We start from the raw sequence: 23,467 nt of genomic DNA on the forward strand, positions 1-23,467 counted from the left end.
CCTAGATGGTGCGCGGGAGAAAGTTGGACGTTCCGTGGCTCAGAGAGACGATAGGAAGCGGTTAGGTAAGAAGCACAGGCAGGCGAGCACGAGACCGAAGAAGGGGCGTGCGCCGAAGGCTACGCCCACGACCGGGGCGGTGGATCCTCGTAAACGGAAGATACTTTCGACCAAGCGGGCGGCGGCGGATGCGGCCTCGCGGGTTACGAAGCAGTCGCCGGAGCGGGAGAAGCGGCGGTCGATTCGTACGGATGGTGCGGGTTCGAAGACCCCGAAGGGTACGGCTCCGAATGCTCCCAGGGGTTCAGCGCCACGGGCGAAGCAGGTGCGGCCTGCGGATGGGATTGTAGGGCGGCAGACGCCGCGGTCGGACAATGTTGCCGGGCGCGAGCGAATCCACGAAGAAGACTGGCGCGATATTGAGCTGCTGGCTTCGCAGATGGTGACCGATACCGAGAGTGTGGATGCTCGCGAACTGCCGCTGATTGCGGTGTGCGGGCGGCCGAATGTGGGTAAGAGCACGCTGTTCAATCGGCTGACCGGGTCACGGCGGTCGATCGTGGGCGATGAGCCGGGGATTACGCGGGACCGCATCTATGGTGAGCTGGAGTGGATGGGGCGCGAGGCGAGGATCGTCGATACGGGTGGTGTGGTGCCGGATGATGAGGCGCTGATTCCGGCGGAGATCTTTCGGCAGGCCAAGGTGGGGCTGGAAGAGGCTGATGCGATTGTGATGGTGGTCGATGGACGGACGGAGCTGGCTTCGCCGGATATTGAGTTGGCGCGGCTGTTGCTGCGCGGTGGGAAGCCGGTGTTTCTTGCGGTGAACAAGATGGACACCGACGCGATGCTCGCAGGGGCAGAGAACTTTCGGCGGCTGGGCTTCAGGAATGTGCTGCCGATCTCGGCGGAGCATGGTTCGGGGATGGGCGATCTATTGGATGCGGTGTTTGACGTGTTGCCGGAGCCGAAGGAGCTGATCGAAGAGCCCGAGGTGATGCTGACGGAGATGGATGAGGCTCTGGAAGATGAGACGGGGCCGGATTACTCTGTGGCTGCGGGCGCTTCGGTGTCGCCGGCGGCTTCGCTTGTGCATGAGACTTCGGAGGAGACGAGTGATGTAGCTCCGAAGCGTCCGAGGATGCTGCGTTCGCATGGAGAGTACGACAGCAAAGAGACGAAGATTGCGATCATTGGCCGGCCGAATGTTGGCAAGAGCACGTTGTTGAATGCATTGACGGGCAAGCAGAGGGCGATTGTTTCACCGATCGCCGGAACGACACGAGACGCGGTGGATGAGGTTGTCGAGCGGGGTGGGCACAGTTTCCGATTTGTGGATACGGCGGGGATTCGGCGTAAAGGTAAGACGAAGCTGATGGCGGAGAAGCTGTCGGTGATTATGGCGAGGAAGCATCTGGAGGCGGCGGATGTTTCGTTGTTGATTATCGATGCGGCTGAGGGTGTGGCTGCGCTGGATGCGAATATCGGAGGGTATGCGCATGAGAGCGGACGTAGCGTGATCATCGTGATCAACAAGTGGGATCTGATGACGCGGACCGGTAAGGATGGCATGCGGTTGTTTGATGGCAAGCCACCAGCGGATCAGAAGCAATATGAGCAGGATGTTCGGGACAAGCTGAAGTATCTAGAATATGCGCCGTTGTTGTTTATCTCTGCCGCGGATGGAAAGAATATTGAGTCGGTATTCAAGAAGGTAGAGCTGGTCGCGCGAGAGAGACGGAAGCGCGTGACGACCGGGCAGATGAATAAGTTTCTGGAGAAGGTGGACTTCCAGAAGGCGAGTGTGCCGATGAACAAGCGCGTGCGGATTTACTACATGACGCAGGCTGCTGTGGCTCCGCCAACGTTTGTGCTGTTCACCGATAAGGACATCAAGATGCACTTCTCGTTCGAACGATTTCTGGGGAACCAGATTCGTGAGAACTTCGGATTTATCGGGAGCCCGATCTGGTTCAAGATCAAGGCGCGGAATAAGAAGAAGCCGGAGTGATTTTGCTGTCAGTTGTGGCCGCCCTGCTCTGGCGGTACATAGTTGAACAGGCGTAGGCGCTCATTCTCTCGCTCCACTGATCGACTACGGCCACGGAGGAGATCGCTGAGGGAGATCGTTCCGCAGATCTGCTGACTTTTGCGTTCGACCACTGGCAATGTAGCCAACCCTTCAGAGGCCATTATCTCTGCGGCGCCGCGCGCTGTTCCGTCAGCATAGGCATAGAAGGTGGGAAGCGGCTCCTTCACTTGCGAAACTTGTAGTGGCGACATCAGATCTCGAATAATCACCAACTCCAGTGGGTCTACGCCGTACTCCCGCGTGAGGTGATAGCCGCGTCGGCTCAGTTTTTCTGTGAGAATTGAGCGCGGCATCAATAAGGCAGTTACGAGATAAGAAGCGATGCATGCCATCGTCAGGGGCAAGAGAGCTGGAAGGCAATGTGTTACTTCCAGGCTGAAGAGAATTGCCGTGAGTGGAACACCGAGCGCTCCTGCAAGCATGGAGCCCATGCCGATGAGCGCCCAGAAGGCCTGAGCCTCGACGGATGCATGAGCCAGATGCCCGGCCATCGCGCCGACTGCTCCGCCGATCATCAACAACGGTGCCAGTACTCCGCCTGAGGTTCCTGAGCCGAGCGAAAATGCCCACATCAGCGACTTGGCGATGAGGACGCCGATGATCAAACCGATGGTGGCGTTGCCGTGGAGCAGCTCTGCGATGTTGTCGTAGCCCACGCCGAGGCCGCGTGGAAAAAACAGGCCTCCAATGCCTATTCCGATTCCTCCAATCGCGGGCCACCACATCCAATGAATGTGAAGATGTTCGAAGAGGTCTTCGAACGCGTACATCATGCGGCTCATGCCGGCTGCGACCAGACCGAGCAAAGCACCGAGCAGCAAGGCACCAACGGCGAAGGTGATTCGGTGAGTTCCGTTGATCGCAGGCATCTGGAAGAGAGGTCCAGCGCCGAGCCAGTAGACGCGCAGAATGCCGGCGGTCGCGCTTGCGATTGCGACCGGAACGAGGCTGCGCGGCCTCCATTCGAAGAGCAGGAGTTCGACGGCGAGAAGAATAGCCGCTACAGGAGTCGCGAACGTGGCCGACATGCCGGCCGCTGCTCCTGCGACCAGCAGCGTAGTGCGTTCCGCGTCCGTCACGTGCATCCACTGGCCGATCAACGATCCAAACGCGCCCCCCGTCATGATGATTGGGCCTTCCGCTCCGAACGGACCACCGGATCCAATTGCAATTGCGGCAGAGATTGGCTTGAGTACGGCGATCTTTGGATGGACCTTCGCACGATGGAGAAGGATGGCTTCGATCGCTTCGGGAATGCCGTGCCCGCGAATTTTGTCGGAGCCGAAGCGCGCCATAAGGCCCACAATCAGGCCGCCAATGACCGGAACTACGACCATCCAGTGGCCCACTGGGCTGCCTGCGGGGGATACGGCAGCGATGCTGAAGCGGTGATAGTAGAAGAAGTTTGTGGAGAGGGCGATGAGGCGCAGGAGCAGGACAGCCAGTCCCGTCGCGCAAGCGCCGATGCCGATTGAGACACCTGATAGCAACCAGACTCTTCGGTCGACGGTGAAATCTCGTAGGGCAGATGGTTCCGACTTCATTTTTGGTTCCTTTTTGTCAGGGCCCTGCTCCCAACAGCTTTCGCAGTGCGTTGGTGAGAGCTTTTAATTTGCGTCAACGTTTGAACGAGTGTGGGGAGCAGGTCGTGCAACTCACGCTCGTGGTCGTCTGAGAGGACTCGCAGAATCTTGTGGCCCTCTGCGGTGATCTGCAAGAGCACGCGGCGACCGTCGGAGGCGTCTTGCCTGCGATGAATTAAGCCTACGTCCTCGCAACGTTTGCTAAGTTCGACGACGCTATTGTGTCGCAGACCCAATCTCTCTGCCACATACGAGACAGTTGTTTCAAAACCTTCCGGAGCGCCAGCAATGTGAAGCAGCAGTTGGTGCTGCTGAGGATGTAGACCAGCATCTTCCGCGCGTTTTTCGCTGAACTGGAGGAACTTTCGAAGGGCATAGCGAAACTCTGCTAAGGTCTGCACCCTTTGCCGGTCAGCGGTCTGAAGGGGTTTCGTCATTGATTTAATTATATCGTAATACGATATAATTCTACATGACTCAACAGTGTTGGCGGCTGGCAGTTGTTGAGTATGTTGATGTCGGGTGGTGCGGCGGGCTACGTCGGCTGCGTCCCAGGGCGGAGTGGGTAACCGTCAACTTAATTTCAAGCAGGTGTAAGACACTTGCTCTATGCGGGCAGGACGCGGCCGTTTTCGAGTTTGTTGCGAATCTTTTTCAGCGGCCGTGCCACTGGACTTTTCATGATTTCATGCCCAAGAGTTCTTCTTCGAATATGGACTATGCCTTGAGTCATTCTGAAGTTCGGCAGAGTTGCCTTGTTGAGCCGATGCAGAGATCAGCGACAAGATCATCATGAAGAAGGCTGTCACAGGCGATCGTCAGTTGATGTCAGTTCAGACTCGGCAGGATAGCAGCGAGCCACTCGCTCCATGCGGCCAGGGCGCGGTCGCATTGGAGTTTGTGGCGCTCTTTTTTGTCGCGCATTTTTTTGCGGAGATCTTCTTCGAGGGGTGGGAGGAGATCGAAGGTGATGTTGGCGGGTTGAAACTTTTTAGTTTCGGCGTGGGTGATGTAGTGAGTCAGGCTGCCGTTGGCAGAGCCTCTTGGTGCGGGTGTTGGCGTTTGCCCTTGCGCGATGGAGGCAGCGTAGATGCCGGCCAGCATTCCTGATGCGATGGATTCGGTGTAGCCTTCGACTCCGCTGAGCTGGCCGGCGATCATGATGCTCGGGTGCGCTGTGAGTTGAAGGGTTTCGGTGAGGAGCGATGGGGCGTGGATGTAGGTGTTGCGGTGGATCTGTCCGTAGCGGAGGAAGGTTGCGTTTTCGAGGCCGGGGATGAGCTTGAGGACGCGGTTTTGCTCGCCGTACTTGAGGTGGTTCTGGAAGCCTACGAGGTTGTAGGAGTCGGCGCGGAGGTTTTCCTGGCGGAGTTGGACGACGGCGTAGGGCCAGCGGCCGGTCTTGGGATCGGTGAGGCCAACGGGCTTCATGGGGCCGAAGCGAAGAGTGTCGCGGCCACGTCGGGCGGTCTCTTCGATGGGGAGACAGCCCTCGAAGTATTGGAGTTTTTCGGCGGTGCCCGTTACCGGGAATTTCTCCCAGTCTTTTGCTTCGACGGCTTCGGCTGTGGTGAGGGCCTCCATGAAGCGGTCGTACTCTTCTTTGGTGAAGGGGCAGTTGATGTAGTCGGCGGTGCCCTTGTCGTAGCGGGCGGCGAAGTAGACCTTATCCATGTCGATGGTGGTGGCGTCGACGATGGGGGAGATGGAGTCGTAGAAGGCTAGGTGGTCGGAGCCGGTGAGGCGCTGTAGTTCGGCGGCTAAGGCTGCGCTGGTAAGTGGGCCGGAGGCTAGGATCGTAAGGGTGTTGGCGTCTTGTTCGTTGAGCTGAGTTACTTCTTCGCGGTGAACGGTGATGCGCGGTTCGGTTGCGATGCGTTCGGCGACGCGCTTGGAGAACTCGACGCGGTCGACGGCGAGTGCGTGGCCAGCGGGGACGGCGGTGGCGTCGGCTTCGGCGAGGAGGATGCTGCCTGCGCGGCGCATCTCCTGTTTGAGGAGCCAGGGGGCGGTGTTTTCTGATTCGGATTTCAGGGAGTTGGAGCAGACGAGTTCGGCGAAGTCGGAGGTCTGGTGGGCTTCGGTGCTGCGCGTGGGACGCATCTCGTAGAGGTCGACGTTGCAACAGCGTTTTGCTGCCTGGAGTGCTGCTTCGGGGCCGGCGAGGCCGCCACCGATGATCTTGATCTTCTTCATTCTTCTTCAAGCATAGAGGAAACTGCGGAGCTTATTTTTCGTTGGATTGAGCGGCGAGGGCTATGAGGGCTTCGCCGGAGACTTGCATGCCCTTCCACTCGGACTTCATGACTGCCCCTAGTGAGTGATAGAAGTCGATGGAGGGCTGGTTCCAGTCGAGGACGGCCCACTCGTAGCGGGGGCAGCCTTCGGCTACGGCGATGGCGGCGACTCGGGCGAGCAATGCTTTGCCGATTCCCTTCCCGCGATGCTGGGGGTCGACGTAGAGGTCTTCGAGGTAGATGCCGGCGTGGCCGCGCCAGGTGGAGTAGTTGTAGAAGTAGAGGGCGAAGCCGGCGGGTGTGCTGTCGATCTCGGCGATGATGCAGTGGAAGCGTTTGGTCTCGCCGAAGCCGTCGCGAAGGAGGTCGGCTTCGGTGGCCAGGGCGGCGTCGGGTTCGCGCTCGTAGGTGGCCAGGTCGCGGACGAACTGCAGGATCTGTGGGACGTCGGCAGGCGTGGCGGGGCGGAGGTTGAGGGTGATTGGCATGAATTGTGTCTGTTACCAGATTAGCCGCCATTGGTGATTGAAGGAAAGGCTGGGGCGCTGTCGAAGGGATGTAGAAGGCAAGCCCAGATTTTTGCGATATCAGAGGAAAGAACAAACAACAGCAACGACAACAGCAGATCCCTGCGGGATGACAACCAAAAGAACAGGCAACGACAAAGCAGCAGCAACGACAACGCAACAGCAACGACAACGCAACAGCAACTACGATATCGGCGAAGGTTGCGGTTGTGGTCGCGATGGCGATGCTTGGTGACAGTGCCGATCTTATTCGGATGGGTTGGTTGGTTTTGGGGTGGGCGTGGCTCCGGGTTGGGCGGCTAGCCACTTGTCGAAGGGGATGTTGAAGTCGAAGAGTTGCTTTTTGCCGTCGACGGTGTGGACCATCTTGACGTAGAGCTGGGCACCTTTGAGGACGGGGTCGTCGAGCTGGCGGACGTCGTAGAAGAGGTATCCGGCGAGGGTGCTGTGGGGGTTGACGGTGGTGCCGTTGAAGCCGAAGTCGGTGTCGTCCTTGGTGATCAGCTTGTCGACGGGCTTGTCGTGAACGGTGATCGGTGGCAAGGGGGCGGGCAGAGGGATTTTGCGGCCTGCGGTGCCTTTGGTGGAGAAGAGACGGCGCTGGATGTCGTCGTCGGTGGCGGCGGGGATCTTGTCGTTGTTGATGGAGATGAACTGGATGCGGGCGTCGTCGAGGGAGATGGCGGTGTCGCTGTCATTCGTGAAGATGACGCGGATAGGCAGCATGCCGTGCTGGATGTAGGGGAGGCGGAAGAAGTCGCAGTCCTTGGGGTCGTCACATGGGTCGGCGGCGACGGTGACGTGCTCGTTGGGGTGAGCGTCGAAGCTGGCGTATTGATTGGCCGGTTTGGGCGGCGGGGCTTTTTTGTCGGCTGCGAGGAGATTTGCCGCGAAGAGGCAGGTGGTCGTTACTAGTAGGATCGAAGTTCGGGGAAACCGGTGGGACATCATGGCCAAGTTGATTATCATCTTCGCTGGCGCAGAAGGTAAAGTGAGGGCACGGCGACGGTGATGATGGTGGTGTATAGCTCGTTGCTGCTGGCCGTGCTGGTGGTGGGTGCGCCGTACTGGCTGGTGCGGATGGCGACCAGTGAGCGGTACCGGGCAGGTCTGCGAGAGCGCCTGGGGTTGGTACCGGCAGGGCTGCGGGCGGTGGCTGGGCAGCGTGTGATCTGGGTGCATGCAGTGTCGGTGGGCGAGGTGATGGCCGCGACGCAGTTGATTCGTGAGCTGAAGGCTGCGCTGCCGGGATGGGTGGTGGCGGTTTCGACGACGACGGAGACGGGACAGCGGCTGGCGAAGGATCGGCTGGCGGGGTCGCCGGTGTTTTATCTGCCGCTGGATTTTAAGTTTGCTGTGCGGCGCTACCTGCAGGTGTTGCGGCCGAAGATGCTGGTGCTGATGGAGAGTGAGCTTTGGCCGCGGCTGATTGAGGAGTGCGCGACGAGTGGAGTTCCGATCGCGGTGGTGAATGCTCGAATCTCGGATAGATCGTTTCCGCGGTATATGCGGTTACGGAGGCTGTGGCGACCGTTTCTGGAGATGATCTCGCTGTTTCTTGCGCAGAGTGAAGAGACGGCGGAGCGTCTGGTGAAGATTGGTGCGCTGGCGGAACGGGTAAGGGTGACGGGGAACTTGAAGTACGACGTTCGTGTCGGAGCAGAGAGTGTGCTGACCGAGATGTTGCGGAGCGCGCTGCCGGTTGGTGCGCGGGTGATTGTCTGCGGAAGCACGCTTGATGGCGAGGAAAAGATACTGCTGGAGGCGTGGCCTGCGTTGTTGGCAAAGGAGCCGAATGCTGTGATGGTTCTGGCGCCGAGGCATCCTGACCGGTTTTCTGCAGTCGCCAGCATGATTACTGCAAATAATTTCAGGTTGGTGCGAGCGAGTGAGTTTCGTGAAGAAAACGTGGGAAAACTAACGACATCGGCCTGGAAGGCGGGTAGTATCTTTTTGCTGGATACGATCGGAGACCTGGCATCTATGTACGGGCTGGGGAGCGTGGCGTTCGTTGGGGGGAGTCTGGTTCCTGCGGGTGGACATAATCCCCTGGAGCCAGCACAGTTTGGCGTGCCGGTGGTGATGGGGCCGTCGTTTCAAAACTTCCGTGATGTGGTCGAGACGATGCGGGACGCGAATGCCCTGCGGATTGTGTCGGCGGAGGACGTTGGCGCAGAGCTGACGAAGCTGTTGCAGGATACCGATGATGCAAAGGCTCTTGGTGAGCGTGGACGAGCGGTGTTCGACGCTCAGGCCGGGGCTACGGCGCGGACGGTGCAGTTGTTGTTGTCGTTGCTGGAGGAGACTTCGGTGACGACTCGATGAAGGTGCGAAGACCAATGCTGTTGCCGCTGACGTCGCTGTACGCTGCGGCGCTTGCACTGAAGCGGCGGTTGTTTACGTGGGGATGGCTGAAGCGGAGCAGGTTGAAGAGCCCGGTGATCAGCGTGGGAAGCGTGTCGGCTGGTGGCGCGGGGAAGACGCCGATGGTGTTGATGCTGGCGAGGATTCTGCGGGACCGAGGGTATGCAGTAAGGATCTTGACGCGAGGGTATAAGCGCGACTCGAAGGTGACGACGCGAGTGGAGCCGTTCGACGATGCGCGTTGGCATGGGGATGAGCCGGTGCTGCTGGCGCAGCGGTCGGGCGTGCCGGTGTATGCAGGTGCGGACCGTTACGAAGCGGGAACGATGGCGGAGCAGGGAGAGCCTACTCAGAAGCAGGTGGTGCATCTGCTGGATGATGGGTTTCAGCATCGGCGGCTGGCGCGCGATATCGACATCGTTTTGCTGACGCAGGAGGACGTGGAGGATACGTTGCTGCCGGCGGGGAATCTGCGTGAACCGCTATCGGCTGTGACGCAGGCGGATGTGGTGGTGTTGCGCGAGGAAGAGGCCGATTCGCTGCGCGGAGTGGTTGCGGGGCTGAGTGGGGGAAAGGGCGGACCTTCGATCTGGGTGATTCGGAGACAGCTCAGCCTGGGGGAGGGTGGTGAGGTAGGGCTTCCTACGATGCCGTTTGCTTTTTGCGGGATTGCACGGCCAGAGAACTTTACAAAGATGCTCGCGGCGCAGGGTTATGAGGCGGTCGAGACGATGGCTTTTGAAGATCATCATGCATACGTCGAGGCCGATGTTGTGCGGCTGCTGCAAGAGGCGAGGCGCGTCGAGGCGAATGGGTTTGTCACGACGGAAAAGGATGCAGTGAAGCTGACGCCGATCATGCGGGATCAACTTGAGACGATTGGGCCGATTGTTGTTGCTCGGTTGAGCGTGGAGTTGTTGGACGAGAAAGAGTCGCTGGAGCAGTTAGTGACGATGGTGGGGCAGCTGGATCGGCGGAGGCGCTGATTGGAATCGTGGAATTGATCTGCATGAGAAAATGAAGGCTTGGCTACCGAACGCAAGCTCTCGGATAACACTGCAGTTCGCGGAGGGGACCGTTTTCCTCGCGTGTTGATTGTGCGGATTGGGGCGATGGGGGATGTTTTGCACGCGATGTCTGCTGTGGCCGCGCTGCGGGAGCTGCATCCGGAGTGGTTTATCGGTTGGGCGATTGAGCCGGGGTGGAGCGAGTTGTTGCAGACCGCTGGTGATTTTGACCGGGCGTCCTGCGGTGCGGGCAGAAGTGCGAGGATGCCGTTAGTCGATCAGTGGCATCAGGTGCCGGCGAAGGCATGGAAGGAGCAGCCGTTTTCTCTTTCTACACTGAGCGATATCAATGCCGCGCGTCGTGAGCTACGGATGTGGGAGTACGACGTGTGCGTGGATATGCAGGGATCGCTTAAGTCGGCGATTGTGGGGAGGATGGCGGGAGCGCGTGTGTTTGCGGGACCGGCCGAGCCGCGAGAGAGACAGGCTCGTTGGTTTTACAAGCAGCCTGTTTCGATGATCGCGACCCATGTGGTGGAACAGGGGTGTGAACTGCTTGGCGGAGCGGTGGAAGAGATTCTGAGACCTGCAAAGGTTTCGCTCCCTGTGGATGCGGAGGCGGAGGCGTGGTGTGACCGCTTGCTGGCTCAGACTCTCCGCCGTAGAGAGCGGTTTGCGTTTGTCGCGCCGACGGCTGGTTGGGGGGCGAAACAGTGGCCGGCAGAGCGTTATGGGGCAGTCGCAGCGGAGTTGGGTCGTGCGGGATACCGGACGTTGGTCAACCAAGTACTGGGAGACCGGTCAGCGGATGACGTGATCGCAGCGAGTGAAGGCTTTGCTACGCTTGTTCCCTGCTCTATCGGGCAGATGATCGCTGTAGTGCGGCGAGCGGGAGTAGTAATTGCAGGAGATACTGGTCCGCTGCATTTGGCGGCGGCGCTGGAGAGGCCTGTGGTTGGGCTGTATGGGCCGACGGACCCTGCGAGGAATGGCCCGTTCGGGACCGAAGCGCGAGTGCTGCGACATGAATCGAGCACGCGGGACCATTCACGGCGTCGGGAGACCGAGGCTGGATTGCTGCAGATCACGACGGATGAGGTGGTGGAAGCCTCGCTTGCTCTGCTGAAGGTCGGACAGGATAAGGTGAATGTGTGAGTGAACGAACGAGATGGCAGGCGATCGCACGGCGCATCCGCGTGCCGCTGGGATTTGTGTTTGCCGGTGTGTTTCTTTGGCGGGCGCAGCCTACCTGGAAGACGATGCTGCTGAGCTTGTTGCTCGTTGTGCCGGGGTTGTGGCTGCGAGCGTATGCAGCGGGTTATGTGCGCAAGAACGCCGAACTTACCTTTACGGGGCCGTATGCGTACACGCGGAATCCGTTGTATCTGGGATCGATGATGATCGCCTTCGGATTTGCGGCAGCGGCGGCGAACTGGGTGATCCTGATTGCGCTGGCGGTTTTGTTTGCGGCGATCTATGTTCCTACGATTTTGAGCGAAGAAGCCTATCTGCGTGAGCACTTTGCAGGCTTCGATGCATATGCCGCGAAGGTGCCTCGGCTACTGCCGCGTTTGACACCGGCGTCGTTTCCGGCGGACGAGAACGCCAGCGGGGGCAGGTTCTCGGGGGAGCAGTGGCGGCATCACCGCGAGTACAATGCTCTTATGGGTGCCGGAGCCATTTATTTGGCTCTGGCGGTCCGGCTTGTTCTACATCACAAAGAGGTGATGGGGGGTCTGCGCTGAGGCGTGGAGGCTGGGGCGAACGGCCCACAACTTCAACTCGTGAGCGTGCTGCCCTTTGCTGAAGCTGGAACGGTTTTTTCTTGCGCTTGTTCTTCTGGTGTTGAGTTCCTCAGGCTCGCAGCCGGCGAGAGCGCAACTTTTGGGACTGGGACCGAAGCCAGCCACGCAACCCGTGGTAATTCCTACGCTTCAGCCGCCGCAGCCGAGTTTTGCCTTCCCGACCAAGCAGACACTGACGTTTACGGTGGACTGGCGGGTGTTTACGGCGGGAACTGCGGTATTTCAACTGGAGCAGCAGGGGACGGTTCAGAAGATTACGGCCACGGCAGACACGATTGGCGCGGTGACAATGTTGTTTCCGGTCGTAGATAAATTTCAGGCGGGATTCGATACGAAGACCGGCTGCTCGACCGGCTTCAGCAAACAGTTGCAGGAGGGTCGGCGGAAGGTTTCGAGCGAACTGAACTTCGACTATGGGCGAGGAAAGCAGACCCAGGTGGAGAAGAACCTCGTCAAAGGGACGTCAAAGGAACAGACTGCGTCGATTCCAGCTTGTGTGACGGATTCGCTTTCGGCGATCTTCTACGCGGCATCGCAGCCAATGGTGGTGGGACAGAGCATACGATTTCCACTGGCTGACTCGATGCGGACCGTCACGGTGGCGATGAAGATTGAGGGGAAGGAAGAGATTAAGACCCCGGCTGGGACTTTTCAGACGATCAAGGCAGAACCGACGGCAGATGAGGGCATTGTGAAGAATCGCGGCCATATCTGGGTGTGGTACACCGATGACGCGCGCCACATGCCCGTGCAGATTCAGGCGCGACTGTTCTGGGGGACGATTACGTTTCACTTGCAATCGTTTGAGACGAAGTAGGGTGAAAAGAGCGATTTTTGATGACTGATTTGGTAATGGATCCCGACAAATTTGTGACGGTGGGTAAGTTTCTCGAGCCGGTGAATGCGCAGATGGCGAAGGGGATGCTTGAGTCGGCTGGGATCGAGTGTTTTCTGCAGGGCGAGAATGCGAACAGCCTGATGGCACTGGCGTTTCGTGCGCGGCTGCTGGTTCATAAGCAGGATGAAGAGACGGCGCGGGAGATTCTGGGCGAGGCGGTCGGCGAGCTGACGGGAGATGAGTTGACCGCAGAGGAGCAGCGGGAACTGGAGGCAGGCGATGGCGAAGGTTGAAGCGAATCGTCCGCGTGCTGTGGTCTGTCTTTCAGGTGGAATGGACTCGACGGTTTGCGCGGCGCTGGCGGCACGAGACTATGACGTATATGCAGTCCACTTCGGCTATGGACAGCGGACCGAGGCTCGTGAGCTGCGGTCGTCGCAGGATGTGGCACGGATTGTTGGCGCGGAGGAGCTGCTGCACCTGAAGATCGACCTGTTCCGGCGGATTGGAGGCTCGGCGTTGACGGACCACACGATTGAGGTGCCTGTTGCCGCAGCGGATGAATCCAGCATTGGGAGCGAGGTTCCGGTGACCTATGTTCCGTTCCGGAATGCGCATTTTCTTTCGGCTGCGGTGAGTTGGGCCGAGGTTCTGGGGGCGCAGACGGTGTTTATCGGTGCAGTGGAGCAGGATAGTTCGGGGTATCCGGACTGCCGTCCGGCGTATTATGAGGCGTTCAATCAGTTGATCAACATGGGCACCAAGGACGGGGATATTCGGGTGGTGACGCCGCTGATTGCGATGCGAAAGAGTGAGATCGTCCGGCTGGGAGTTGAATTGGGCGCACCGTTCCATGTAAGTTGGTCATGCTATTCCGGTGAGACCGAAGCCTGCGGCGTTTGCGAGAGCTGCGTTCTGCGGTTGCGGGCATTTCGCGAGGCCGGAGCGGTTGATCCGATACCGTATGCGGTCGCGCGACCGGTGGATTAAGCATCTGAATTTGAGGTAGTCGGCTGCTTTGCAATGAAGATTGATGCCCGCACTGATGGGCCAGGAGAAGAAGACAGTATGAAACGTATTGCATGGAAGGTAAGCAGCACTTTGGCGGCTGCCCTGCTGACCGTTGTGGCGGCGGCACACCCCACTCGTTCGATGGCACAGGCGCCTGCGGCGACCGGAAGTATCCACGGCCACGTGGTCAACCCTGTGGGACAGCCGATTACAAACGGCGAAGTACGTCTGTCGACGGACCGGTCGTCGGACACAAAGGATCGCAAGTACCTTTACAAGTTCCCGCTGGACCAGAACGGCGACTACAAGGGCACGGGGATCGCGCCGAATAATTACGTTGTTTTCGTCTTCCAGAACGACAAGAGCCTGGACTTCCAGGACAACGTTCAGATCGTCAAGGATGAAGACAAGCAGGTGAACTTCGATATGTCCCGTGCGGAGTACATCAACAAGTTGACCCCGGAGGAGAAGAAGGCCCTCGAAGACTACAAGAAGAGGAACGCCGAGGTGACCGCGGCGAATGCAAAGATCCAGAACCTGAATGCGACGTTGCTGCAGGCTCGGGCGGACAATAAGGCCGGCAACTACGATGCCGCAATTACTTCGATGAAGCAGGCGACCGAACAAAAGCCGGACGAGGGGATCTTGTGGATCACGTTGGGCGATGCGCAGCTGGGAAGCGCAGATGCAGCCGTGAAGGCCGCCAAGTCGGCGGGTACGTCTCCGAACGATCCAGCGATTGTGCAGAAGTATAACGACGCTGCTACTTCGTACAAAAAAGGCGTAGATTTGAACGCCGCCTCCAAGAAGCCGAGCCCGGAGGCAGCAGCCGCCGGATATAACCAGTTGGGACAGGTTGAGGCTCGCCTGGGCGATGCCAAGGCCGCTTCCGACGCCTACGATCAAGCTGCCAAGGCACAACCGGACCACGCGGGCACGTATTACTACAACGAAGCGGCTACGTTGTATAACGCCGGCAAACTGCCTGAGGCAGAAGCTGCTGCCGATAAGGCGATCGCGGCCGATCCGAAGAAGGCAGACGCGTACTACATCAAGGGACAGGCACTGATTCCGCAGGCGACGGTGGACGCAAAGACGCAGAAGGTTGTGGCTCCTCCCGGATGCGTCGAGGCTTATCAGCAGTATCTGGAACTGGCGCCGGATGGACCTCATGCGGCGGATGTGAAGGGTATCCTCGAGGGCATTGGCGCGTCGGTGAAGTCGACCTTCAAGGCCGGAAAGAAGTAGACGGGAACAACGAGAGGCCCCGGGCGGACTGCTCGGGGCCTTTTTGTTTGCAGTTTGAGAGACGCGAGATGACGAAGGTTGTGGGTGGTATTGCCGAGTTTGACGAGGCGCTGAAGATCGTGCTGAGCCATGCGGCAGATATGGTTGGAGGTCACCGCGAATCCGTGGGTCTGCTGGGATGCGGTGGCCGCGTGCTGGCGGAGGCCGTGAATGCCGATCGGGATCAGCCGCCGTTCGACCGATCGACACGGGATGGATTTGCCGTGCGGGCGGCCGATGTTGCTGCCGGTTCGTTTTTGGTGGTGGGGCTAATCCGGGCTGGGGAGCTGTGGCAAGGTGGTCCGCTGGGGTGTAATGCGGCGATCGAGATTATGACGGGAGCGCCGATCCCCGGGGGCGCCGACGCTGTTGTGATGGTGGAGCATGTCGAACGGCATGGGGATGAGATTCGTTTGCTGGCTGGACGGGCGGTGCGTAGCGGCGAGAATATTGTTCCGCGGGGCAGCGAGGCTCAGGTTGGGCAGACGGTGCTGGCGTCAGGCACCGTGATCGAGGGTGCAGAGATTGCGTTGGCCGCAGCCTGCGGGTACTCTTCGCTGCGGGTATTTCGCAGGCCGAGAGTTGCGATTGTGGCCACGGGCGATGAGTTGGTTGAGTTAGCCGATACGCCTGGGCCGCAACAGATTCGGAACTCGAATAGCTACGGGCTGGCGGAGTTGGTGGCGCGGGCTGGCGGAGAGGCTGTGAGGTTGCCGATTGCGCCCGATAAGCGCGCTGAGTTGGAGGAGACTATCCGGATTGCGCGCGGTTGCGATCTGATGCTGCTCTCGGGTGGGGTTTCGATGGGCAAGTACGACCTGGTGGAAGAGGTGTTGGAGAGGATGGGTGCGGAGTTTTTCTTCACTGGAGTGAAGATGCAGCCTGGGAAGCCGGTGGTATTCGGTAGATTGCCCAGCAACGGCACATTTCCTGCTCAGTTTTTCTTTGGGCTGCCGGGTAATCCGGTTTCGACTCAGGTGACGTTTCATTGCTTTGTGGAGCCTCTGTTGAGGGCGATGGGTGGAGCTGGAGCGCATGGGCCGAGGTTTGTGCAGGCTACGCTGGCCGAGGAGATTGCCGGGAAGGCAGGATTGATGCGGGTTTTACCGGCGCGGTTGACGGCGGATAGGGTGAGGCCGGAGGTGCGGCTGGTGGGTTGGCAGGGTTCGGGTGATCTGGCGGCGAATGCACGGGCTAACTGCTATGCGGTGCTGCCGCCTGAACGGGAACAGTTCGTTGCTGGCGATGTCATTACGGTGCTATTGCGTTAGCCCGTTTGGCTCGGGGTTGTTGCGTTGGTTTGGGGTCGCTGCTATAGGCTTGTGGGATGGATGATGTGGACTATACCTCCGAACAGTTGATGGACGACGATCCCGAGCCTTTGGGGAACGATGCGGATTTTCCGCCGAAGAACACTCTACCGGTGCGGCTTTCGCACTATGACCAGGCTGGCGAGGCCCATATGGTGGATGTGGGCGAGAAGGCTGCGACGCGGAGAGAGGCTGTAGCGGCGGCGTTTGTAGAGTTGTCGGATGAGGTGCTTCGCGCGCTGCCGCAGAATCCTAAGGGAAATCCGCTGGAGGTGGCGCGGTTCGCGGGGATTCAGGCGGCGAAGAGGACTTCGGAGCTGATTCCGATGTGCCATCAACTGGCGCTGAGCTTTGTGGATGTGCGAGCGGAGGTTGTGGAGGGTGGCGTGGCGATTGAGGCCACGGCGGCGACCGTTGCGGGGACTGGTGTGGAGATGGAGGCTATGGTGGCGGCCTCGATTGCGGCGCTGACGGTTTATGACATGACCAAGGCGCTGGATAAGGGGATTCGGATACGGGAGGTGGTGTTGATACGTAAGAGTGGGGGTAAAAGCGGGGAGTATCTTCGCTGAATTTAATTAGGGAGGTGAGTTGTGGTTTTTGCTGGGGGTTTTGGCAGAAACGGGTGCGCAAACGTGGTGTTTTGATGGTTAATTTGTGGTGGAAAGTGTGGTGATTATGGTGTTTTGGCGGACGCTTTTTCGGCGCTGAAAAATACGCCAACTTTTTGAGATTTATTTTTGAGTGGTGGGGATGGCATCCACGGTGGAGGCGGTGAGCTGCGATATGGTCAGGCGATCCGGCTCTTTGGGAGGGGTGGCTCTTCGAGAGACAGCAGATTCCTTCGCTTCGCTACGGAATGACAACAAAAAAGGCGACTACAACTGCAAACGCAAAGACGGCGACTACAACTGCAAACGCAAAGACAAAGACAACAGCAGATTCCTCCGCTTCGCTACGGAATGACAACAAAAAAGACACGACAACAGCCGCTTTTGTTCCAGATGACGTTTCTTGTGGTGGGTTGGGGAAGAACAAGCAACAGCAAAAGCGAAATGCGGGGGTCCTTCGCTGCGCTCAGGATGACAACGGTGGGGGTAGGTGTGCGCTCAGGGGGCGGGCAGGTGGTTGAACGGTTCGGTCAGAGTTACGGGACGAGATTGGTTAGATGGCGGTGGCGAGGGTTGCGGCGAAGAGGTGTTGGGGGTCTTGCCAGGATTTTGTGCTCTTGAAGTTGGCTGAGGAGAGTAGGGCTTCTACGGCGGTTGTGGTGAATTTGTAACTGTTCTCGGTGTGAATGCTTTCGCCCTGGGTGAAGTCGATTGTCAGGGCGGGACCGGCGGAGTTTGCGGGGATGTGGACGCGCTGCGCGGTAAGGGATTCGAGGTGCATCTCGATGCGGGACTCGGTGGGGTTCCAACACGCACGGTGACGGAAGTTTTCTGTGTCGAAGTCCGCGCCGAGGTCGCGGTTGAGACGAGTGAGGACGTTGAGGTTGAAGGCTGCGGTGGTTCCGGCGGCGTCGTCGTAGGCAGCGAGGAGTGTGGCTACAGTCTTGTTGGCGTTGGGTCCGCCGCTGGGTGCGAGATCGGTGCCGAGGAGCAGGGTGTCGCCGGGGAGAAGCTGGGCACGCAGGTTGCGGAGGACATCTCTCGCGTCTTCGGGGGCGAAGTTGCCGATGCTGGAGCCGATGTAAAGCGCCAAGGTGCGGGTGTTGTTGAGGCGGTTGAGGGGGAGGGCCTGTCGTGTGTAGTCGGCTACCTGAACGCGGACGGTGACGCCGGGGATGTTGCTGAGGATGTTGTCGGTGGCTTCGGCGAGTGCGGTCTCTGAGACGTCGACAGGCTGATAGACGACGCTTCCCTGCTGACGGACTGCAGCGGCGAGGAGGATTCCGGTCTTGGTTGCGGTGCCTGCGCCGAGTTCGATGAGGGTGAGCTTGCCTGCCGGGCCCTGGTTGCGGGCGGCTTCGTGAAGTATGTCGTCGGCGTGGGCGGCGAAGATGCTGCGTTCGGTACGCGTGAGGTAGTACTCGGGCAGTTCGGTGATCTCTTCAAAGAGACGGGAGCCCGCTTCGTCGTAGAACAGCCAGGGGGAGAGGGTTTTGGGAGTGGCGGCGAGGCCTGCGCGAGCTTCGTGTGCGATGGCTTCGATAGTGCTGATCGGAGTCGATTCTGGCGCGAAGATAGTTGATGGCACGTCGTGTCCTCTGGGTACTTGACTGAGCGGAAGGCGTGCCTCTGAGTTGGAATCTCAACCGCTTCGTTTGATTTTGATGCATCTGTACCTGCTTTTGCGGTTTTATCTTCGCAAAATCTTTCATGTTTCGAAATTGACTTGATTTCAGCGCAACGAGGACGGATACTTTTTCGCGGGATCGACGACAGGCCGCAAATTCAGCGAAGTTACTTTGGATTCGTGTTCAAAGAAGATGGAGAGCACATGAGACTAAGTTTACAACTTGTTCTTGCGGGAGCACTTTTACTGGGGTCTTCTGTCGTCGCATTTGGCGACAACGTGAGGACCGACTACGACCATCAGGCGAACTTCAGCCAGTACCACACCTACTCCTGGGGGCAGGTTAAGACGTCTGACCCATTTTATGTTGGGCGCATTCAACAGGCCGTCAACTCGCAGTTGCAGTCGAAGGGCTGGCAGATGGTGCCTTCGGGCGGCTCAGTCACGATCTTTGCCTCGGACAATCTGCATAACCAGCAGGAGACCCAGACCATGTATGACAGCCTGGGCGGCGGCTGGGGTACGGGTTGGGGCGCAGGCTGGGGCTGGGGCGGATGGGGCTGGGGTGGTGGCTGGGGGTCTGGAGTCGGAGAAGCTACGACGACCACGACCACTCAGGCTGTGTCTAACGTGGTGATTGATCTGTTCGACGCCAGCACCAAGAAACTGCTTTGGAGAGGTTTGGCCACGGCTGATCTCTCGACCAATGCAGCAAAAAATACGAAGTCGCTCGATGGGGATATTGGGAAGATGTTTAAAGGCTTCCCGCCGAAGCCGGGTAAGTAGACTTCGCTGTTCGAGCTTCTCTGAAACGCCCCTCAGCTTCTGTTCAGGCTGAAGGGCGCTTCTGCGTTCTGGCGAGAGTCAACAGAGGAGTGGCCATAGAATGGTGGCAGGCCATGATGACTCAGCGCATTGTTTCGATATTTCTTCTGCTTCTGTCGATGCCTTCGTTCGCACAGACGCTTCGCGCAGGCGATGCCATTGCTCGGATACAGCATCGCTACGCTGCAGCGCCTCCGCCGAATACGGTGGATACGATCAAGGTTGGTGATCCCGATACGGTTGTGACTGGGATCACGACGACGTTTCTGGATACGATGGATGTTTTGCGTGAGTCCGTGAGGCGCGGCAACAACCTGATCATCACTCATGAGCCAACGTTCTATAACCATCTGGACGATACGAAGTTTTTTACCGATGACCCGGTCTATCAGGAGAAGCTGGCGTTTATTAAGGAACATCATCTGGTGGTGTTCCGTCTGCACGATGAGATTCATGCGGACACGACCGATCACATCCTGAAGGGTGTGTATGAGGCGTTGGGTTGGCAGGTGTATCCGCATCCGGCGGGGCCGCGGGGTCAATACTTTGTGACGATTCCGCAGACTACGCTGGGGCAGCTTGCCCAAAAGCTACAGGAGCAGTTACATATTCAGACGATGCGGGTTGAGGGTGATCCGAAGCTGTCGATTACACATGTTGCGTTTCTTCCCGGGTCGTCGGGGCTGGAGAAGCAGGTGTTCGCTCTGCGTCAACCGGATGTCGAAGTGCTGATTGCAGGAGAGGCCAGCGAGTGGGAGACGGTGGAGTATGTTCGCGATGCAGTGGCGCAGGGGAGGCATAAGGCGCTTATTCTACTGGGGCATGAGGTGTCCGAGGAGCCGGGGATGGAGCGCTGCGCGAAGGAGTTGCGGGAGCTGTTTCCGGGGGTGAGGGTAGATCACATTGAGGCGGGTCAGCCGCTTTGGAATCCTGAGCATGGGCCGGTGGCGAAGAAGTAGTACGTGTGTTGCGTCTTCGCTATGGGAGTTTCCTTATGGTGTAGAAACTGCAAACGCAGATTCCCTTCGGGAATGACAAACAAGAGGAACCGACTCGTTTATTTTGTGGCGTCCTGAGCAAGGCGGAGGCCGGAGAACTGCCAGCGCGTGGCGGGTGAGAAAAAGTTGCGATAGGTGGCGCGGATGTGGGTTGCAGGTGTAACGCAGGAGCCTCCGCGAAGGACGACCTGCGAGGACATGAACTTGCCGTTGTACTCGCCGAGGGCGCCGGGGAGTGGCTTGTAGCCGGGATAGCCGGTGTAGCCGCTGGCAGTCCACTCCCATACATCGCCGAAGATCTGCTGAAGGCCGGAGAGCGCGGAGGCAGGAGTGGGGTGGAGTTTGCCCGTCTCGAGGAGGTTCGCTGTGGTGGCCGCGTCCGCTTTGTTCTCGGATAGCGGGTAAGTGAGGAGTGCGGGCTGGGAGTCAACCTCTTTGCGCAGGACGCCGAGTTGGCTGGCGGCGTGCTCCCACTCGAACTCGGTGGGGAGACGATGGCCAGCCCAGTGGGCGTAGGCGTCGGCCTCGAAGAAGCTGAGGTGGCAGACGGGGGTTTCGCTGAGGTCGTCGAGCGAGCGGAAGCCGTGCATGGTGTAGATGGACCAGCCGGAGTTGGTGGCTTCGTCGCGACGCCAGTAGAGAGGGGCCTGCCAGCCTTCGGCGCGCATGGTGGTCCATCCCTCGGAGAGCCAGAGCTCGGGGCGGTTGTAGCCGTTCTGGTCGATGAAGGCGAGGTACTCGGCGCAGGTGATGAGGCGCGTGGCGAGGCGGTAGGGCGCGATGTAGACGGGGTGACGCGGGGTCTCGTTGTCGAAGGCGAAGGTGTCGGTGGATGCTGGGTCGAGGGTGAGGCCGATCTCGGTGAGGGCTGGGGAGAAGTCGACCCAGTCGAGCGGTGGGGCGATGGCTTCGGTCTTCGGATGGGCGGCTTCGGTGTAGGGCGGGTGGAGGGGGTTGGTGAAGAGGGCGTGCTTGACGTCGGTGGCGATGAGCTCCTGGTGCTGCTGCTCGTGCTCGAGGCCAAGAGCGATGCGGCGAGCGGCTTCGTCTTCGAGAGGATGCTGCATGAGGGCGATCATCGCTGCGTCGACGTGGGCGCGGTAGCTGAGGATGGCGTCGAGCGGCGGGCGGGAGAAGGAGGCGCGGAGCTTCTTCTCGGGCATGTCGCCGAGGGAGTTGTAGTAACTGTTGAACAGCCAGCGGAAGTCGGGGTGAAAGGACTGGTAGCCGGCGGCGAACTCACGCAAAACAAAGGTCTCGAAGAACCAACTGGTGTGGGCGAGGTGCCATTTGACTGGGCTCGCCTCGGGACACGACTGAACCATCATGTCTTCTGGGGATAGGGGACTACAGAGCTGCCGCGTGGTTTGGCGGATGGTTTTGTAGCGGGCGAGAAGCGAGCTGACGGCGGCTGTGGTGGCAACAGTTGGGGACATGTTGTTCTCGCTTTACGAAGAGATGGCGAACGAGGATTCGATGCCCGGTTAGACATCGAAGTTGCCGAAAGGTTACCGGGGTGACGTGATCTTACGCTGAAACGCTGGCGATTATCGCGTAGCTGGCGATAATCGCGTAAAAGCCGGGATGCGGCTTGGAAAGGCGCTTAGGGTTTGGTGATTACGCCGAGGTCGACCATGCCGTTGACGAAGTATTGCACGGCGAGCGCGACCAGAAGGAGACCCATGATGCGGACGAGGATGCGGACGCCGGTTTCTCCCATGGCGCGGGCGACGCGGTCGGAGTTGCCGAGGACCAGATAGCAGATGGCTGCAGTGATGAAGATTGAGGCGAGGATCGCGACCATCTGCCAGCGGTTCTGCGCTTGGCCGACGAGGACCATGACGCTGGTGATGGAGCCAGGACCGGCCAGCATCGGGATGCCAAGTGGCACAATTCCAGCGTCTTCCTTCTGGGCGGCTTCGGTGGTCTCTTCGGTGGACTCCTGGGTGGCCGACCGCTTGGCTTCGAGCATGTCCAGGCCGATGATGAGGAGAATGATGCCGCCTGCGATCTCGAAGGCCGGCAGGGTGATGCCAAACATCTTGAAGATGTACTGACCCGCCACGGCGAATGCGCTGAGGACTACCAAGGCGGTGATCGATGCCTTCCAGGCCATCTTGCGTCGCCGCTGTTTGTCTGCTCCGGCGGTTACTGCAAGGAATGTGGGGAGCGCGGCGAAGGGGTCGACGAGAAAGAAGATGGAGCTGAGGGCGAGCACAGAGAACTGTACGTAGGCGGAGTGCTCCAGCCTTGAAATACTTGCGTAATGAGGATCGAAGACCACTCTCTATTGTCCCATGCCGGGCAGCCGTTATAATGGGTCTTCAGTCTCAGGAGCTCATGAATGCCCATACAGACCACTACGAATATCTGGCATAACGGGAACCTCATCCCGTGGGATAAAGCCCAGATTCATGTCATGTCCCACGTCGTCCACTACGGCTCATCGGTCTTCGAGGGCATTCGCTGCTACTCGCAGCCGAACGCGGCGAGCATCTTCCGCCTGCCCGAGCACATGGCACGTCTGGTCGACTCAGCGAAGATCTATCGCATGCCTCTGCCGTACACAGCAGAGCAGCTTTCGTCCGCTGTTGTCGATGTCGTTGAGGCCAATGGCGTAGCTCCCTGCTACATCCGGCCCATCGCGTTTCGGGGTTACGGTGAGCTTGGAGTGAACCCGCTCACGTCGCCGGTCGAGGTCTATATCGCAAACTATCCCTGGGGCAAGTACGTTCCGGGTACGTCGGGCGCGGATGTTTGCGTCTCGAGCTGGAGCCGCCTTGCGCCAAACACGATGCCGACGCTCGCCAAAGCTGGTGCGAACTACATGAACTCGCAGCTGATTCGCATGGAAGCCGAGATCAACGGCTACTCAGAAGGGATCGGGCTGGATACGAATGGGTATCTGTCGGAAGGCTCGGGCGAGAACCTGTTTCTGGTGCGTGGAGGGGTGCTTTACACCACGCCGCTGGCGAACTCGGTGCTCAACGGCATCACGCGTAGCTCGGTGCTGACGCTGGCGAAGCAGCTTGGGATCGAAGTTGTAGAACAGGCGCTCCCACGCGAGATGCTCTACATCTGCGATGAGGCGTTCTTCACCGGCACGGCTGCCGAGGTGACGCACCTGCGCTCGGTCGACCGCATCCTGGTTGGCGATGGCACGATGGGGCCGATCACCAAGGCGCTGCACGATGAGTTCTTCGGCATTGTGCATGGCACGTTGCCTGATCGCCACAACTGGCTGACGCCGGTGAATGTGAAGGTCGCGGAGCCAGTCGGCGTATAAGAAACTAAATTATTTACGAAATAGAAGAGGCAGCTTTGATGCTGCCTCTTCTATTTTTT

General features: G+C 59.1%; 23 protein-coding genes. 15 read left to right on the plus strand and 8 right to left on the minus strand.

Annotation, left to right across the window (positions count from 1 at the left end):
* Positions 1-34: 34 nt before the first annotated feature.
* Positions 35-2,011, plus strand: a complete 1,977-nt coding sequence (gene der / locus RBB82_RS05605) for a ribosome biogenesis GTPase Der (RefSeq protein WP_433974124.1) — start codon at positions 35-37, stop codon at positions 2,009-2,011.
* A gap of 8 nt (positions 2,012-2,019) precedes the next feature.
* Here der and RBB82_RS05610 read toward each other — a convergent pair whose 3' ends face one another.
* From RBB82_RS05610 to RBB82_RS05630, 5 genes are all read right to left on the minus strand, one after another.
* Positions 2,020-3,636 carry a chloride channel protein gene (locus RBB82_RS05610; RefSeq protein ID WP_433974125.1) on the minus strand — a complete coding sequence of 539 codons (1,617 nt, stop codon included), beginning with the start codon at positions 3,634-3,636 and terminating at the stop codon, positions 2,020-2,022.
* Positions 3,633-4,112, minus strand: a complete 480-nt coding sequence (locus RBB82_RS05615) for a MarR family winged helix-turn-helix transcriptional regulator (RefSeq protein WP_433974126.1) — start codon at positions 4,110-4,112, stop codon at positions 3,633-3,635. Before RBB82_RS05615 ends, RBB82_RS05610 begins: the two co-directional genes overlap by 4 nt.
* A gap of 391 nt (positions 4,113-4,503) precedes the next feature.
* A complete protein-coding gene (gene trmFO / locus RBB82_RS05620; RefSeq protein ID WP_433974127.1) occupies positions 4,504-5,871 on the minus strand; it encodes a methylenetetrahydrofolate--tRNA-(uracil(54)-C(5))-methyltransferase (FADH(2)-oxidizing) TrmFO in 1,368 nt (455 codons plus the stop codon).
* A 31-nt stretch (positions 5,872-5,902) separates the two neighbouring features.
* Positions 5,903-6,400: an N-acetyltransferase family protein gene (locus RBB82_RS05625; RefSeq protein WP_433974128.1), complete on the minus strand. Its 498-nt coding sequence runs from the start codon at positions 6,398-6,400 to the stop codon at positions 5,903-5,905.
* 285 nt (positions 6,401-6,685) lie between these two features.
* Positions 6,686-7,390, minus strand: a complete 705-nt coding sequence (locus RBB82_RS05630; RefSeq protein ID WP_433974129.1) for a hypothetical protein — start codon at positions 7,388-7,390, stop codon at positions 6,686-6,688.
* Positions 7,391-7,450: 60 nt separating this feature from the next.
* On the opposite strand from RBB82_RS05630, the gene RBB82_RS05635 reads away from it, so the two are divergent.
* From RBB82_RS05635 to RBB82_RS05685, 11 genes are all read left to right on the plus strand, one after another.
* The gene (locus tag RBB82_RS05635; RefSeq protein WP_433974130.1) at positions 7,451-8,764 is read left to right on the plus strand and encodes a 3-deoxy-D-manno-octulosonic acid transferase; all 1,314 of its coding nucleotides are present in this window, start codon (positions 7,451-7,453) and stop codon (positions 8,762-8,764) included.
* Positions 8,761-9,789, plus strand: coding sequence for a tetraacyldisaccharide 4'-kinase (lpxK, locus tag RBB82_RS05640; RefSeq protein ID WP_433974131.1), 1,029 nt, complete (start codon positions 8,761-8,763; stop codon positions 9,787-9,789). The genes RBB82_RS05635 and lpxK overlap by 4 nt, the downstream gene beginning before the upstream one ends.
* Before the next feature lie 39 nt (positions 9,790-9,828).
* Complete coding sequence (locus tag RBB82_RS05645) at positions 9,829-10,965, plus strand: glycosyltransferase family 9 protein (protein WP_433974132.1); 1,137 nt, start codon at positions 9,829-9,831, stop codon at positions 10,963-10,965.
* Entirely contained in the window at positions 10,962-11,555 is a 594-nt protein-coding gene (locus RBB82_RS05650; RefSeq protein ID WP_433974133.1) for a methyltransferase family protein, read from the plus strand. Before RBB82_RS05645 ends, RBB82_RS05650 begins: the two co-directional genes overlap by 4 nt.
* 139 nt (positions 11,556-11,694) lie before the next feature.
* Positions 11,695-12,432 carry a DUF3108 domain-containing protein gene (locus RBB82_RS05655; protein ID WP_433974134.1) on the plus strand — a complete coding sequence of 246 codons (738 nt, stop codon included), beginning with the start codon at positions 11,695-11,697 and terminating at the stop codon, positions 12,430-12,432.
* A 20-nt stretch (positions 12,433-12,452) separates the two neighbouring features.
* The gene (locus RBB82_RS05660; RefSeq protein WP_433974135.1) at positions 12,453-12,746 is read left to right on the plus strand and encodes a DUF2007 domain-containing protein; all 294 of its coding nucleotides are present in this window, start codon (positions 12,453-12,455) and stop codon (positions 12,744-12,746) included.
* Entirely contained in the window at positions 12,733-13,443 is a 711-nt protein-coding gene (gene queC / locus RBB82_RS05665) for a 7-cyano-7-deazaguanine synthase QueC (RefSeq protein ID WP_433974136.1), read from the plus strand. The genes RBB82_RS05660 and queC overlap by 14 nt, the downstream gene beginning before the upstream one ends.
* A 78-nt stretch (positions 13,444-13,521) precedes the next feature.
* On the plus strand, positions 13,522-14,712 hold the full coding sequence (locus RBB82_RS05670; RefSeq protein WP_433974137.1) for a tetratricopeptide repeat protein: 1,191 nt from the start codon (positions 13,522-13,524) through the stop codon (positions 14,710-14,712).
* A 68-nt stretch (positions 14,713-14,780) separates the two neighbouring features.
* Positions 14,781-16,022, plus strand: a complete 1,242-nt coding sequence (locus RBB82_RS05675; RefSeq protein WP_433974138.1) for a molybdopterin molybdotransferase MoeA — start codon at positions 14,781-14,783, stop codon at positions 16,020-16,022.
* Between the two features lie 56 nt (positions 16,023-16,078).
* Positions 16,079-16,633, plus strand: a complete 555-nt coding sequence (gene moaC, locus RBB82_RS05680) for a cyclic pyranopterin monophosphate synthase MoaC (protein ID WP_433974139.1) — start codon at positions 16,079-16,081, stop codon at positions 16,631-16,633.
* A 181-nt stretch (positions 16,634-16,814) separates the two neighbouring features.
* Positions 16,815-17,027, plus strand: a complete 213-nt coding sequence (locus RBB82_RS05685; RefSeq protein ID WP_433974140.1) for a hypothetical protein — start codon at positions 16,815-16,817, stop codon at positions 17,025-17,027.
* A gap of 198 nt (positions 17,028-17,225) precedes the next feature.
* Here RBB82_RS05685 and egtD read toward each other — a convergent pair whose 3' ends face one another.
* Positions 17,226-18,260, minus strand: coding sequence for an L-histidine N(alpha)-methyltransferase (gene egtD, locus RBB82_RS05690; RefSeq protein ID WP_433974141.1), 1,035 nt, complete (start codon positions 18,258-18,260; stop codon positions 17,226-17,228).
* Positions 18,261-18,503: 243 nt separating this feature from the next.
* Here egtD and RBB82_RS05695 point away from each other — a divergent pair, with 243 nt between their 5' ends.
* Both RBB82_RS05695 and RBB82_RS05700 read left to right on the plus strand, forming a co-directional pair.
* Positions 18,504-19,085 (plus strand): DUF4136 domain-containing protein, encoded by a 582-nt coding sequence (locus RBB82_RS05695; protein ID WP_433974142.1) that lies wholly within the window; start codon positions 18,504-18,506, stop codon positions 19,083-19,085.
* Positions 19,086-19,198: 113 nt separating this feature from the next.
* Positions 19,199-20,083 (plus strand): Nif3-like dinuclear metal center hexameric protein, encoded by an 885-nt coding sequence (locus tag RBB82_RS05700; RefSeq protein WP_433974143.1) that lies wholly within the window; start codon positions 19,199-19,201, stop codon positions 20,081-20,083.
* A 98-nt stretch (positions 20,084-20,181) separates the two neighbouring features.
* On the opposite strand, the gene egtB is transcribed toward RBB82_RS05700, so the two are convergent.
* Both egtB and RBB82_RS05710 read right to left on the minus strand, forming a co-directional pair.
* A complete protein-coding gene (gene egtB / locus RBB82_RS05705) occupies positions 20,182-21,558 on the minus strand; it encodes an ergothioneine biosynthesis protein EgtB (RefSeq protein ID WP_433974144.1) in 1,377 nt (458 codons plus the stop codon).
* A gap of 167 nt (positions 21,559-21,725) precedes the next feature.
* The gene (locus tag RBB82_RS05710; protein ID WP_433974145.1) at positions 21,726-22,406 is read right to left on the minus strand and encodes a MarC family protein; all 681 of its coding nucleotides are present in this window, start codon (positions 22,404-22,406) and stop codon (positions 21,726-21,728) included.
* 60 nt (positions 22,407-22,466) lie between these two features.
* On the opposite strand from RBB82_RS05710, the gene RBB82_RS05715 reads away from it, so the two are divergent.
* Positions 22,467-23,408 (plus strand): branched-chain amino acid transaminase, encoded by a 942-nt coding sequence (locus RBB82_RS05715; RefSeq protein ID WP_433974146.1) that lies wholly within the window; start codon positions 22,467-22,469, stop codon positions 23,406-23,408.
* Positions 23,409-23,467 lie beyond the last annotated feature (59 nt).

Source organism: Tunturiibacter lichenicola, assembly GCF_051013355.1.
In the GTDB taxonomy this organism is placed as follows: domain Bacteria; phylum Acidobacteriota; class Terriglobia; order Terriglobales; family Acidobacteriaceae; genus Edaphobacter; species Edaphobacter lichenicola_F.

Excerpts from the sequence above, each read along its gene's own strand:
- RBB82_RS05625 (WP_433974128.1), bottom strand. The coding sequence starts at position 6,400 with ATGCCAATCACCCTCAACCTCCGCCCCGCCACGCCTGCCGACGTCCCA.
- moaC (WP_433974139.1), top strand. The coding sequence starts at position 16,079 with ATGGATGATGTGGACTATACCTCCGAACAGTTGATGGACGACGATCCC.
- RBB82_RS05695 (WP_433974142.1), top strand. The coding sequence starts at position 18,504 with ATGAGACTAAGTTTACAACTTGTTCTTGCGGGAGCACTTTTACTGGGG.
- lpxK (WP_433974131.1), top strand. The coding sequence starts at position 8,761 with ATGAAGGTGCGAAGACCAATGCTGTTGCCGCTGACGTCGCTGTACGCT.
- egtB (WP_433974144.1), bottom strand. The coding sequence starts at position 21,558 with ATGTCCCCAACTGTTGCCACCACAGCCGCCGTCAGCTCGCTTCTCGCC.
- RBB82_RS05670 (WP_433974137.1), top strand. The coding sequence starts at position 13,522 with ATGAAACGTATTGCATGGAAGGTAAGCAGCACTTTGGCGGCTGCCCTG.
- RBB82_RS05635 (WP_433974130.1), top strand. The coding sequence starts at position 7,451 with ATGATGGTGGTGTATAGCTCGTTGCTGCTGGCCGTGCTGGTGGTGGGT.
- RBB82_RS05660 (WP_433974135.1), top strand. The coding sequence starts at position 12,453 with ATGACTGATTTGGTAATGGATCCCGACAAATTTGTGACGGTGGGTAAG.
- queC (WP_433974136.1), top strand. The coding sequence starts at position 12,733 with ATGGCGAAGGTTGAAGCGAATCGTCCGCGTGCTGTGGTCTGTCTTTCA.
- RBB82_RS05615 (WP_433974126.1), bottom strand. The coding sequence starts at position 4,112 with ATGACGAAACCCCTTCAGACCGCTGACCGGCAAAGGGTGCAGACCTTA.
- trmFO (WP_433974127.1), bottom strand. The coding sequence starts at position 5,871 with ATGAAGAAGATCAAGATCATCGGTGGCGGCCTCGCCGGCCCCGAAGCA.
- RBB82_RS05715 (WP_433974146.1), top strand. The coding sequence starts at position 22,467 with ATGCCCATACAGACCACTACGAATATCTGGCATAACGGGAACCTCATC.
- RBB82_RS05700 (WP_433974143.1), top strand. The coding sequence starts at position 19,199 with ATGATGACTCAGCGCATTGTTTCGATATTTCTTCTGCTTCTGTCGATG.
- RBB82_RS05675 (WP_433974138.1), top strand. The coding sequence starts at position 14,781 with ATGACGAAGGTTGTGGGTGGTATTGCCGAGTTTGACGAGGCGCTGAAG.
- RBB82_RS05630 (WP_433974129.1), bottom strand. The coding sequence starts at position 7,390 with ATGATGTCCCACCGGTTTCCCCGAACTTCGATCCTACTAGTAACGACC.
- RBB82_RS05610 (WP_433974125.1), bottom strand. The coding sequence starts at position 3,636 with ATGAAGTCGGAACCATCTGCCCTACGAGATTTCACCGTCGACCGAAGA.
- RBB82_RS05685 (WP_433974140.1), top strand. The coding sequence starts at position 16,815 with ATGGCATCCACGGTGGAGGCGGTGAGCTGCGATATGGTCAGGCGATCC.